This is a genomic window from Streptomyces sp. NPDC042100 (assembly GCF_055582325.1).
In genome coordinates, this window is sequence record NZ_JBVJDK010000014.1 from 192655 (window position 1) to 204379 (window position 11725).

The window sequence follows — 11725 nt, forward strand, 5'->3', positions numbered from 1 at the left end:
CAAGGTCGCCCTCCGTTCGCGGGACAGCGAGCGGCTTCTTCCGGCCGAATGTCCGTGTCCTCGCGACTCATCCGTGTCCGCGGGGTAGGCAGGACACCGTCCCCGAAGCCCGCACGGAGGAATCCATGGCCCTTCGCATGTCCCGCAGGCCCGTCGTCCTGGCGCTGCTCCTGTCACTGGCCGCCGCCGGATGCGGGTCGGGGGGAGCGGGCTCGGGAGGAGCGGACGCGGGGAAGGGCGGGAAGCTGACGGTCTGGCTCGCCGTCGACGCCAAGGAGAGCTGGCCGGAGCTCGTCGACGACGTCGGCAAGCGCTTCGCCGCGGCCCACCCCGGTGTCGAGGTCGACGTCCAGTACCAGCAGTGGACGACGAAGAACCAGAAGCTGGACGCCGTCCTCGCCGGCCGGAACGTGCCCGACGTGGTGGAGATGGGCAACAGCGAGACCACCAATTACATCGTCAACCGCGCCTTCGCCCCGCTCGATCCGGCCGCCTTCGAGCAGTCCGGCCGCTGGCTCCCGGCGCTCGCCGACGCCTGTCGCGACGGCGGCACGACCTACTGCGTGCCCTACTACGCGGGCGCCCGCGTCGGCGTCTACCGCACCGACTACCTCACCCGCGCCGGCGTCGCCGGGCCGCCCCGCAGCTACCCCGAGCTGATCACCGCCCTCGACCGGCTGAAGAGCACCTTCGGCGCGAAGGACCCCGGCTTCTCCGCCTTCTACATGCCCGGCCGGTACTGGTACGCCGCCATGGCCTTCGTGAAGGACGCCGGCGGCGAGATGGCCGTCAAGGACGGCGACCGCTGGAAGGGCGCCCTGTCCTCCCCCCGCTCCGTCGCCGGGCTCACCACCTGGAAGCACCTCATCGACACCTACTACGTCGGCGACCGCGCCAAGGACAACGGGGACCAGCCGGCCGTCGTCGGCCAGGGCCGCGTCGGCGTCTTCTACGGCAACACCTGGGAGGCGGAGGCCGCCGCCGACGCCCGCTCCGGCGGCGACCCCAAGCTGAAGGGGAAGTTCGGCACCTTCGCCTTCCCCGGCCCCTCCGGACAGGTCCTGCCGCCCTTCCTCGGCGGCTCCACCCTCGCGGTGCCCGCCAAGTCGGACCGCAAGGAGCTCGCCACCGCCTGGATCAAGCTCTTCACCGACCGGAAGTCCCAGCAGACGCTGATCGCCGCCAACACCCTGCCCAACAACACCGCGCAGCTCGCCGACGTCGCCGCCGGCGGCATCAACGGGCCCGCCGCCCAGGCCGCCGCCCGAGGCTGGGTCACCCCGCTGGCCCCCGGCTGGACCTCGGTGGAGAAGTCCAACGTGCTCCCCGAGATGCTCGAACGCATCGCCACCGGCAAGGCGTCGGTCGCGGACGCGGCCAAGGAGGCGGACCGGCGGATCGACGAAGTGATCAATGAGCGCTGACCGGGCGCGGCGACGGTCCCCGGCCCTCCTGCCGTACCTGCTCATCGGCCCCACCGTCCTCGCGCTCGTCCTCGTCCTCGGCTACCCGCTCGTCGACATGGTCGCGCTCGCCTTCCAGGACATGACCCGCGAGCAGCTCTTCAGCGGCACCGCGCCGCCCTGGGCCGGGCTCGACCAGTTCGAACGGATCCTCGGCGACGGCTTCTTCTGGACGGTCGTCGCCCGCACGGTCCTGTTCACCGTCGTCTGCGTCGTCCTCACCATGCTCAGCGGACTGTTCACCGCGCTGCTCATGCACCGGGTCCGCCCCTGGGTGCGCGCCGTCATGGCGGGCGTCCTCGTCACCGTGTGGGCGATGCCCGTGATGGTCGCCGGCTCGATCTTCCGCTGGCTCTTCGACGCCGACTACGGGGTGGTGAACTGGACGCTCTCCACGCTGCCCGGCGTCGACCTGGAGCGGCACAACTGGTTCACCGACCCCTGGCAGGGCTTCGCCGTCATCGTCGCCGTGGTCGTCTGGGGCTCGCTGCCCTTCGTCGCCATCACCCTGCGCGCCGCGCTCGCCCAGGTCCCGCCCGAACTGGAGGAGTCCGCCGTCCTCGACGGCGCCCGGCCGATGCAGATCCTGCGGCTCATCACCCTCCCGGTGATCAAACCCGTCTTCCTCCTCGTCACCACGCTCACCGCCATCTGGGACTTCGGCGTCTTCAACCAGATCTGGCTGCTGCGCGGCGGCCAGCCCGAGCGCGAGTACTACCTCCTCGGCGTCTACTCCTTCATCGAGTCCTTCGCCGTCAACCGCTACAGCACCGGCGCCGCCATCGCCCTCGTCACCGTCGTGCTGCTGCTGGCCGGCTCCGTCGTCTACCTGCGCCAGATGCTGCGGACGGGAGAGATCGAGTGAGGCGACGGCCGGCCCTCCGCCACGACCTGCTCGGCCTGCTCGTCGCCGCCGTGACCGGATTCCCCGTCTACTGGATGGTGCTCACCGCCTTCCGGCCGGCCACCGACATCCTCAGCCTGCCCCCCGCGTTCTGGCCCGCCCGGCCCACCCTCGACAACTTCGCCCGCGCCCTGTCCACCGAGACCTTCTGGGCCAACGTGCGCTCCAGCGTCGTCATCGGACTCGGCACCGTCGCCGTCTCCCTCGTCGTCGGCACCCTCGCCGCCTACGCCCTCGCCCGCTTCCGCTTCGCCGGGCGCAAGGCCTTCGTCCTGGTGCTGCTCACCGTCCAGATGATCCCGCTCGCGGCCCTGATCATCCCGGTGTACCTGCTGCTCAACGACGCCGGGATGACCGACAGCCTCGCCGGAGTCGTCCTCGTCTACCTCGTCTTCACCCTGCCGTTCACGGTGTGGATGCTGCACGGCTTCGTCGTCGCCGTCCCCGTCGAACTGGAGGAGGCCGCCCTGGTCGACGGCTGCGGCAGACTCGGCGCCTTCTGCCGGGTCACCCTGCCGCTGCTCGCCCCCGGCCTCGTCGCCACCTCCGTCTTCGCCCTCGTGCAGGCGTGGAACGAGTACGTCCTCGTCTACGTCCTGCTGTCCACGCCGGAGAAGCAGACCGTCAGCATCTGGCTGGTGTCCTTCCAGACCGGCTTCGGCACCGACTACGGCGGGCTCATGGCGGGCGCCACCCTGACCGCCCTGCCCGTCGTGGTCTTCTTCCTCGCCGTCCAGCGCAGGATCGCCTCCGGCCTCGCCGTCGGCGCGGTCAAGGGCTGAGCCCGACCGCAGGAGGCGTCCGGCCGCCCGGCGGCACCCTTCCCATGTCCTCAGGAGGATCCCGTGACGCACGACCGCCTCGACCTCGTCTCCAAGCTGTACCAGCCGGCCGGCTGGCCCCGCGTCCTGCAGGCCGCGTCCGGTGCCCCGTCCAGCGCCCCGCTCGTCGTCGACCTCGACCCGACCACCTTCTGCGACCTCGCCTGCCCCGAGTGCATCAGCGGCAAGCTCCTGAACCAGGGCCGCTTCACCCCCGACCGGCTCGCCGCCCTCGCCGAGGAGATCGTCGCCATGGGCGTCCGCGCCGTGGTCCTGATCGGCGGCGGCGAACCCCTCGCCCACCGCGGCACCCGCAGGGTCTTACACGTCCTCGGAGAGGCCGGTCTGGCCGTCGGGGTCGTCACCAACGGCACGATGATCCGCCAGAACCTCTCCGAGCTGGCCCGGTACGCCTCCTGGGTCCGGGTCTCCGTCGACGCCGGCACCGCCGCCACCTACGGGCGGTTCCGGCCCGACCGCAAGGGCCGCAGCGTCTTCGACAAGGTCATCGAGAACATGCGGCTGCTCGCCGCCGAGAAGCGCGGCGCCCTCGGCTACTCCTTCCTCGTGATGTCCCGCCAGGAACCCGACGGCAGCACCGTCACCAACCACCACGAGGTGCTGGCCGCCGCCGAACTCGCCCACGACATCGGCTGCGACTACTTCGAGACCAAGGCCATGTTCGACGACGACCACCACATCGTGCAGGTCCCCGGCGAACTCCTGGCCTCCGTCGACGCGCAGCTCGCCCAGGCCGCCCGGCTGGAGAGCGAGCGCTTCCAGCTCGTCAACTCCTCCACGCTCACCTCGCTGCGCAACGACGCCGGAGCCGCCCAGCCCAAGGCGTACGACCGCTGCCGGGTCGCCGAACTGCGCACCCTCATCACCCCGTCCGGGGTGTACGTCTGCGCCTACCACCGGGGCAACCCGCTCGCCCGCATCGGCGACGCCGTCACCGACGACCTCGCCACCCTCTGGCGGGACTCCGACCGAGGCATCGTCGACCCGAGCCGGGACTGCCGGTTCCACTGCGCCCGCCACCGCTCCAACCTGGAGCTCGAGCGCATCGCCCGCGGAACCGGCGAGCTCCCGCCCGTCGACGACTACGACCCCTTCCTGTAGGAGCCCCAGGGGCCGCTAGCCGCCCGGGACCGGCAGCGGGCCGCCGGTCCGCCGGGTCCCGGGCGCCGCCGTCGTCGGCAGCACCCGGGCCCCCGGGAAGGACCGGCCGAGCGCCCGGCCCAGCCGCTCCACCGTCTCCGCCAGCGCGTCCGCCCGGCAGACGCCGACCAGGGCACCCCCGCCGCCGGCCCCGCTCAGCTTCAGCGACAGGCCCGCGGAGAGCGCCGCCGCGCGCCGCAGCTCCTCCAGGAGCGGTGTCGACATGCCCTGGTGGTCCCGCATGGCGGCGTGCGCCTCGCCCATCGCCGCCCCGAGCGCCGGCAGGTCCCGGCCGCGCAGCGCCTCCCACACCCGCCCCGAGGCCCCGTCGGCCGCCCGCCGGTACGCCGCGAGCGCCCGGTCGCCGGCCGCGAGCCGGGCCCGCACGTCCCGGATGTGGTTCCGGGTGTCCTTGCGGGTGCCCGAGTCCACCACGACCACCCGCCACTCCGGCGGCAGCTCCAGCCGCTCCCGCACCACCGGCAGCCCCCGCTCCCGCCCGTCGAGCAGCAGCGCACCGCCCTCGACGACGGCCAGGTGGTCCATCCCGCCCCCGTTGAACCGGGCGAACTCGAACTCGTACGCCCAGCGGGCGAGCGTACGGTCCGAGGGCGGCACCCGGCCCGGCGCGCCCGCCGTCGCGAACGCCCCGAACAGCGCCACGATCAGCGCCGTCGACGAGGACAGGCCGCTCGCCTGGGGCGCCTCGCTGCGCACCCGGACCGGCGGCGGCACCGGGCCGAGCCCCGGCAGCCGGCCGCGCAGGAACGCCCACACCTCGCCCCGCCAGCCACCCGGCGGCTCCGGGGGACCGGTCGCCCGGGACGCCCGAGGAAGCACCTCCACCGTCGTCGGAAGGCCCAGCGCGAGACTCACCGAACGCCCCCCGCCCAGCCAGTCCAGATCCTCACCCGACAGACACGCCCGGCACGGCACCACCGCGCGTATCGGCCCCTGCTCTCCGCTCATCTCGCCTGGAACCTCCCGTCCCGCTGGAACGCCTGATACATCGACAGCACCACCCGCGTCGGCGGGTGCAGCGGATCCGGCGGCCCGTCCAGGGGCCGGAACCCCGCCCGCCGCACCTCGTCCGCACCGGGCGCGAGCTCCCCGGACCAGCGCCGGGCCACGAAGCACAGCGCGAAGCAGTGCGTGACGTCCCCGTTCGGGTACGTCAGGGTGTGCACGGCCGGGTCGGACAGCGAGCCGAAGGCCACCAGGTCCGCGCGGTCCACCCGCAGCCCGGTCTCCTCCGCCACCTCCCGCACCGCCGCGTCCGCGAAGTCGCCGTCCTCCTCGCAGGCGCCCGCGGGCAGCTCCCACACGCCGGTGTCGGCCCGCTGCTGGAACAGCCCCCGGCCCGCCGCGTCCAGCAGCAGCACCTGCGCACCGGGCACGAGCAGCTTCCGCCGGCCCACCCGCTGCCGCAGCTCCCAGATGTACGACCCGACGTAACCCATGCCCGCACCGCCTCCTGTGCCGTCGGCCGCGCCCCGCGCGGCCAGGGAGCCGCAGGGTGTCACGCGCGGTCCTCCACTAGCCAGCGCGGCATCGCCTCCGGCGTGGCGAGCAGCCAGCGCACATACCGCTCCACCCCCTCCGTCACGTCCACCCGGGCCCGCCAGCGCAGCAGCTCCTCGGCGCGCCCGGTGTCGGCGTAGCCGCCCAGCGGGTCGCCCTCGGGGCGCGGGGTGACGATCCGGCGGGCCTCCGGGAAGTGGCGCTGCACCAGGTCCGCGACCTCCCGGACCGAGGTCGGCACGCCCGTCCCGACGTTCACGGTCCGCTCCGCCATCCCCTCCTCGACCAGCGCCAGCGCCGTCGCCTCCGCCACGTCCTCGACGTGCACCAGGTCGCGGACCTGGACCCCGCCCCCGTTCAGCCGCATCGGGCGGCCCAGCCGCGCCTGGAGCGACAGCCAGGGCACCATCCACGAGTGACTGCCCGGCTTGGGGATCTGCGGCTCCCCGTACACCGAGAAGTAGCGGACGATGGCGTACTCGCAGCCCGAGTCCGCCCCGAGCATCAGCCGCGTCTGGTGCTCCGCCCACAGCTTGCCGTTCGCGTACACCGACAGGGGGAAGAGCGCCTGGTCCTCGTGGAAGACGTGCGGGCCCGGGGAGTCGGCGGGCCCGTCGCCGTACACCGACGCCGAGGACACCAGCACCAGCCGTCGCACCCGTGCCCGCGCCGCCTCCTCCAGGACGGTCTGGGTGCCCTCCACATTGGCCCGGAACGCGATGTCGGGGCGCCGGGTGCAGGCCGCCACGTCCGCGTAGGCGGCGGCGTGCACCACGAAGTCGGCGTCCGTGAACAGCCCGGCGACCGCCGCCCGGTCGCGGACGTCGCCCACCACCAGCCGGGCCCCGGAGCGCGCCGTGCCGAAGGTGGCGTGGGCGGACTCCGGATAGGCGTCCATCCGGTCCAGGACGGCCACCTCCGCGCCGGCCCGGCGCAGGAGGGTGACCAGCCGGCTCCCCACCAGGCCCCCTCCGCCGGTGACGACGACCCGGGCGTCGCGGAGCTTCTCCAGCCGGGACTCGACCGAGTCCCCGAGGGCGGCTCCCGTTCCGTTCGTGCCCTTCGTGCCGTTCGATAACGCGTGCGATCCAGCGGACATGAACGTCCCTTCCGGGGTCGACGACGAACTCGTGGGGCGAGCGGACGCGCCCGGAGGTCCCCGAACGGAGATCGTCCCCAGGCGCGTCAGGTCAGCATCCGTGGCCCTCCCGTCACTCCGCCAGAGGGCGGATTCGGCACTCTTGCGGGGCCCGGGAGCCCTCCGTACTGTCCGGATCCGGCGGGCCCGGAGCCCCGGGCGCGCCTCCCGGACCCCTTCGGGAACCCCTCGCGACCACCGGATCCGGCTACGGAAGAGGAGAGACCGCGTGACCCGTCATCGGCTCAGCGGGGTCGTCATGACCCACCCCAAGCGTCGTCGAGCCGCAGAGAGGACGGCCGAGGCGGCTCCGCCGGGCGCCCTGCGCGTGGTGATGGACCCCGACCCGACGGGCACCCCCTCGGTGCTGCGCACCGCGCTCGCCGCGTGGGAGGCGATCGAGGAGGGCGCCACACATCAACTGGTGGTCCAGGACGACATGGTGTTGTCCGAAACGTTCTTCGAGCGGGTGCGGCTCGCGGTGGACGCGATGCCGGACGCCGCCCTCGCCCTCTTCGCCCTGTGGGACTCCCGCAACGGCGCCGCCGTCCGCTTCGGCGCGCTGACCGGCGCCCGCTGGGTGGGCGCGGCCAACGAGTACTTCCCCTGCGTGGCGATCGTCCTGCCGAGGGCCGTCGCCGAGGGCTTCGCCGGCTACGGGCGGGCGCGCCTCGGCGGCTGGCCCGACGACATCCTCATGCACCGCTACCTGAAGGAGGAGGGCGTCCCCCGGTACGTCTCCGTGCCCAGCCTCGCCGAGCACGAGGACCGAGGCTCGATCTCCGGCAACGCCTTCCGGGGGCCCCGCCGTTCGGTCTGCTTCCTGCCCGGCGACCGCCCCGGCGACGAGGAGCGGCGGCTGACCGGACTGCGGGTGCTGCCCTTCTTCAAGCACGGCGTGGCCCGGTGCGCGGTACGGGTCCCGGGCCCCGGCCCCGAGCGCTGGCTGCACCTTGACGCCGAGCAGTACCTGCGCGGCCTGGGCCTGCCCGGGACGCTGCTGACGCCGCCCGGCCCGGGCGCCGACAGGCCCGACGTCCGGGGCACCTGGCTGACCGCCCTCGCCATGGGCCACGAGGCCGCCCGGCTCGGCGGCACCGCCCCGCACCCCGAGACGGCGGCCGAGGCACTGGCCACCATCGGTCCCGGCGGCATCAGCGACACCAGCACCGAGGAGCGGATCGCCGCCCGCCGCGACGCCCTCGCGGCGGTGGCCCGCCGAGCCCTCGACGCCGGGCGCGAGGCCGCCGCCGCCCCGGTCCGGCGCCGCGCCGCGGCCCCCGGGGCGGGCCGGGGACTCGTCGTGCGCGGCGGCGCCTCCCCGCTCGGCGAGCACCTGGCGCGCCGGCTCGCCGACCTGACCGGGGACGCGGCCCCGGACGCCGTGGTGGACCTCGGCGGACTGCGCGAGGGCGCCCCGGAGCGGGCGCTCACCGTCACCCCGGGTGGCGGGGGGCGCCCGTACACCCTGCGGGTGGGGGAGGTGTACGGACCGGGGTGCTCGCGCCACACGCCGATCGGCCGGATGGTGTGGGACGCCCTGCGCGGCCGGCCCGTGACCGTGCCGGGCGACCCGGAGCGCGAGGTGTACCCGGTGTACGTCGACGACCTGGCCGACGCCGTGGCGGCGGTGCTCCTGGCCCGGCCCGCCGTACGCGTGCTGACCGTGGCGGGGGAGAAGCCGGCGGTTCTGGGCGCGCTGGCGCGGGCCGTGCACTCCGCCGTCCGCCCCGTGCCGGTGCGCGAGGACCCGGCGGCGTCCGCCGGAGAACCCGCCGACCGGCCCGGGTTCGCGGACGCTCCCCGGCCGCCCGGCTGGGCCCCGGCGACCGGCGAGCGGAAAGGGCTGCACGCCTTCGCGCAGTGGCTGGCCTACGAGGGGGTCCTGCTGACGGCCGGGTGAGGGGACGGCTCCGCGCGGGGCTAGCATCGGCACTTCGCCGACAACTGGAGTTCACCGCCATGTCCTTGCCGCGCATCGGAGTCGTCATCGTCACCATGGGCAACCGCCCGCGGGAGCTGGAGGCGCTGCTCGCTTCGGTGGAGAAGCAGGACGTGCCCGCGGAGCGGGTGGTCCTGGTGGGCAACGCGACCCCCCTGACCGACGTCGCGACGGACGCGACGAAGATCCCGCTGGCGGAGAACCTGGGCTGCCCCGGGGGCCGCAACGTCGGCCTGGAGCTGCTGCGCGACTCGGGCGAGGTCGACGTCGTCGTCGAACTGGACGACGACGGGCTGCTCATCGCCGACGACGTGTTCCGCCGGGTCCGGGACCTGTTCGCGGCGGATCCCGGGCTGGGGATCGTGGGCTTCCGGGTCGCCGACGAGCACGGCCACACCGAGCGGCGCTGGATCCCCCGACTGCGGGCGGACGACCCGATGCGCGGCGGCGAGGTGACCGCGTTCCTCGGCGGCGGCCACGCCTTCTCGATGCCGATGCTCCGTCAGACCGGCCTGTGGCCCGGGGAGTTCTTCTTCACGCACGAGGAGTCCGACCTGGCCTGGCGGGCCCTGGACGCCGGCTGGCGGATCGTCTACGAACCGGAGCTGGTCCTCCAGCACCCGAGGACCTCCCCGGCCCGGCACGCCGTCTACTTCCGCAACACCGCCCGCAACCGGGTCTGGCTGGCCCGCCGCCGTCTCCCGCTCCCGCTGATCCCGGTCTACCTGGGCGTGTGGATCCTCATCACCCTGCTGCGCACCCGCGACGCGGCGGGCCTCAGGGCCTGGTGGGGCGGGTTCTTCGCGGGCCTGCGCACCTCCTGCGGCGAGCGGCGCCCGATGCGCTGGCGCACGGTCTGGCGGATGACCCGCCTGGGGCGCCCGCCGATCCTCTGACGGGAGCGGCGTGGTACGCATGTCCCGTACGGCCGAGCAACTGTGAACCGGAGGAATCGAGTACATGCGCACCCTGATCAGCACCGCCTTCGTCTCGCTCGACGGGGTCGTGGAGGGCCCGGGCGGCGAGCCCGGTTACCGGAACTCGGGCTGGACCTTCAAGCACACCGAGTTCCTTCCCGAGTCCTTCGAGATCAAGGGCCGGGAGCAGCAGGAGGCCACCGCCGTGCTGCTCGGCCGGGTCAGCTACCAGGCGTTCAGTCCGGTGTGGCCGGACATGGCGGAGTTCGCCGACTACAAGGAGATGCCGAAGTACGTCGTTTCCACCACGCTCACCGAGGACGACCTGGTGGCGAACTGGGGCGAGACGACGATCCTCCGTTCGCTCGACGAGGTCGCCGCGCTCAAGGAGACCGAGGGCGGACCGATCATCGTGCACGGCAGCGCGAGCCTGAACCGGGCGCTGTCCGACGCGGGCCTGATCGACCGTTACCACCTGCTGGTCTTCCCGCTGCTGCTCGGTGCGGGCAAGCGCCTGTTCAGCGCCACGGACAAGGACGTCCAGAAGCTGCGGCTGGTCGAGAGCGAGGCTTACCCGAACGGGCTGCAGAAGCAGGTCTTCGACGTCGTGCGCTGACGTCGTCCGCCGACGTCGGCGGGTGGACCCCGGCTCCGGGCCCCGGGCCCGGAGCCGTTTGCACGGAGACCGCAATCGACTGTCAAAGTCTTGCGGTCTTTGCGCTAGTCTTGCGTGTATGACGCGACGACTTGCTCAGGTGGCGAAGAAGGTGGGGGTCAGCGAGGCGACGGTCAGCCGGGTCCTCAACGGCAAGCCGGGAGTCTCCGAGGCCACCCGGCAGTCCGTGCTCACGGCCCTGGACGTGCTCGGCTACGAGCGGCCCACCCAACTGCGCGGCGAGCGCGCCCGGCTCGTCGGCCTGGTCCTGCCCGAGCTGCAGAACCCGATCTTCCCCGCCTTCGCCGAGGTCATCGGCGGCGCCCTCGCCCAGCAGGGACTCACCCCCGTGCTGTGCACCCAGACCAAGGGCGGCGTCTCCGAGGCCGACTACGTCGAGCTCCTGCTCCAGCAGCACGTCTCCGGCGTGGTCTTCGCCGGCGGGCTCTTCGCGCAGGCCGACGCCCCGCACGAGCACTACCACCAGCTCGCCGAGCGGAACATCCCGGTGGTCCTGGTCAACGCCTCCATTGAGGGGCTGGACTTCCCCTGCGTCGCCTGCGACGACGCCGTCGCCGTCGAGCAGGCCTGGCGCCATCTGTCCTCGCTCGGCCACGAGCGGATCGGGCTGCTCCTCGGCCCCGCCGACCACGTGCCCTCCCGCCGCAAGCTGCGGGCCGCCCGCGCCGCGGCCGACGCGGCCGGCGTCCCGCTGCCCGAGGAGCGGATCGTCCGCTCGATCTTCTCCCTCGAAGGCGGCCAGGCCGCCGCCAACGCCCTGCTGGAACAGGGCGTCACCGGCATCGTCTGCGCCAGCGACCCGCTCGCGCTCGGCGCCATCCGGGCCGCCCGGCGGCGCGGGCTGAGCGTCCCCGGCGACGTCTCCGTCCTCGGCTTCGACGACTCCGCCTTCATGAACTGCACCGAGCCGCCGCTGTCGACGGTCCGCCAGCCGATCGAGGCGATGGGCCGGGCCGCCGTCGACCTGCTCTGCTCCCAGATCCAGGGCCTCCACTCGCACCCGGGCGAGCTCCTCTTCGAGCCCGAGCTCGTGGTGCGCGGCTCCACCGCCCCGCCGCCCGCCCGCTGAGGCCCCCGGGAGCGCCCGAGCCGCTTCCTCCGCATAGGCACCGTTTCCTGCCGTCCTCCGACGGCTCCGGATGCGGTGCCTTTGTCATTTCCCTGTCAGTTCCGTTGACACGG

General features: G+C 73.6%; 11 protein-coding genes. 8 read left to right on the top strand and 3 right to left on the bottom strand.

Annotated elements, in window-relative coordinates; translation table 11 throughout:
* The first annotated feature begins 125 nt into the window (after positions 1–125).
* The 4 genes from ACZ6J5_RS28890 to ACZ6J5_RS28905 all read left to right on the top strand — a co-directional run bounded on the left by ACZ6J5_RS28890 (position 126) and on the right by ACZ6J5_RS28905 (position 4310).
* Positions 126–1424 (top strand): extracellular solute-binding protein, encoded by a 1299-nt coding sequence (locus tag ACZ6J5_RS28890; protein ID WP_469396349.1) that lies wholly within the window; start codon positions 126–128, stop codon positions 1422–1424.
* On the top strand, positions 1414–2328 hold the full coding sequence (locus tag ACZ6J5_RS28895) for a carbohydrate ABC transporter permease (RefSeq protein ID WP_469396351.1): 915 nt from the start codon (positions 1414–1416) through the stop codon (positions 2326–2328). The genes ACZ6J5_RS28890 and ACZ6J5_RS28895 overlap by 11 nt, the downstream gene beginning before the upstream one ends.
* The gene (locus tag ACZ6J5_RS28900; protein ID WP_469396352.1) at positions 2325–3149 is read left to right on the top strand and encodes a carbohydrate ABC transporter permease; all 825 of its coding nucleotides are present in this window, start codon (positions 2325–2327) and stop codon (positions 3147–3149) included. Before ACZ6J5_RS28895 ends, ACZ6J5_RS28900 begins: the two co-directional genes overlap by 4 nt.
* Before the next feature lie 63 nt (positions 3150–3212).
* Positions 3213–4310 (top strand): radical SAM protein, encoded by a 1098-nt coding sequence (locus ACZ6J5_RS28905; protein WP_469396354.1) that lies wholly within the window; start codon positions 3213–3215, stop codon positions 4308–4310.
* A gap of 15 nt (positions 4311–4325) precedes the next feature.
* Here the strand turns inward: ACZ6J5_RS28905 and ACZ6J5_RS28910 are convergent, their stop codons facing one another.
* The 3 genes from ACZ6J5_RS28910 to ACZ6J5_RS28920 form a co-directional block, all read right to left on the bottom strand.
* Complete coding sequence (locus ACZ6J5_RS28910; protein ID WP_469396355.1) at positions 4326–5225, bottom strand: mevalonate kinase family protein; 900 nt, start codon at positions 5223–5225, stop codon at positions 4326–4328.
* Positions 5226–5314: 89 nt separating this feature from the next.
* Positions 5315–5809 (bottom strand): NUDIX domain-containing protein, encoded by a 495-nt coding sequence (locus ACZ6J5_RS28915; RefSeq protein WP_469396357.1) that lies wholly within the window; start codon positions 5807–5809, stop codon positions 5315–5317.
* A 59-nt stretch (positions 5810–5868) separates the two neighbouring features.
* Entirely contained in the window at positions 5869–6969 is a 1101-nt protein-coding gene (locus ACZ6J5_RS28920; RefSeq protein WP_469396358.1) for an NAD-dependent epimerase/dehydratase family protein, read from the bottom strand.
* A 268-nt stretch (positions 6970–7237) separates the two neighbouring features.
* Here ACZ6J5_RS28920 and ACZ6J5_RS28925 point away from each other — a divergent pair, with 268 nt between their 5' ends.
* The 4 genes from ACZ6J5_RS28925 (at position 7238) to ACZ6J5_RS28940 (ending at position 11612) form a co-directional block, all read left to right on the top strand.
* Positions 7238–8911 (top strand): hypothetical protein, encoded by a 1674-nt coding sequence (locus tag ACZ6J5_RS28925; protein ID WP_469396359.1) that lies wholly within the window; start codon positions 7238–7240, stop codon positions 8909–8911.
* A gap of 59 nt (positions 8912–8970) precedes the next feature.
* Positions 8971–9846: a glycosyltransferase family 2 protein gene (locus tag ACZ6J5_RS28930; RefSeq protein ID WP_469396361.1), complete on the top strand. Its 876-nt coding sequence runs from the start codon at positions 8971–8973 to the stop codon at positions 9844–9846.
* A 64-nt stretch (positions 9847–9910) separates the two neighbouring features.
* A complete protein-coding gene (locus ACZ6J5_RS28935) occupies positions 9911–10483 on the top strand; it encodes a dihydrofolate reductase family protein (RefSeq protein ID WP_469396362.1) in 573 nt (190 codons plus the stop codon).
* Positions 10484–10601: 118 nt separating this feature from the next.
* Positions 10602–11612: a LacI family DNA-binding transcriptional regulator gene (locus ACZ6J5_RS28940; RefSeq protein ID WP_469396364.1), complete on the top strand. Its 1011-nt coding sequence runs from the start codon at positions 10602–10604 to the stop codon at positions 11610–11612.
* The last annotated feature ends 113 nt before the right edge of the window (positions 11613–11725 follow it).

Excerpts from the sequence above, each read along its gene's own strand:
- ACZ6J5_RS28890 (WP_469396349.1), top strand. The coding sequence starts at position 126 with ATGGCCCTTCGCATGTCCCGCAGGCCCGTCGTCCTGGCGCTGCTCCTG.
- ACZ6J5_RS28895 (WP_469396351.1), top strand. The coding sequence starts at position 1,414 with ATGAGCGCTGACCGGGCGCGGCGACGGTCCCCGGCCCTCCTGCCGTAC.
- ACZ6J5_RS28915 (WP_469396357.1), bottom strand. The coding sequence starts at position 5,809 with ATGGGTTACGTCGGGTCGTACATCTGGGAGCTGCGGCAGCGGGTGGGC.
- ACZ6J5_RS28920 (WP_469396358.1), bottom strand. The coding sequence starts at position 6,969 with ATGTCCGCTGGATCGCACGCGTTATCGAACGGCACGAAGGGCACGAAC.
- ACZ6J5_RS28930 (WP_469396361.1), top strand. The coding sequence starts at position 8,971 with ATGTCCTTGCCGCGCATCGGAGTCGTCATCGTCACCATGGGCAACCGC.
- ACZ6J5_RS28935 (WP_469396362.1), top strand. The coding sequence starts at position 9,911 with ATGCGCACCCTGATCAGCACCGCCTTCGTCTCGCTCGACGGGGTCGTG.
- ACZ6J5_RS28940 (WP_469396364.1), top strand. The coding sequence starts at position 10,602 with ATGACGCGACGACTTGCTCAGGTGGCGAAGAAGGTGGGGGTCAGCGAG.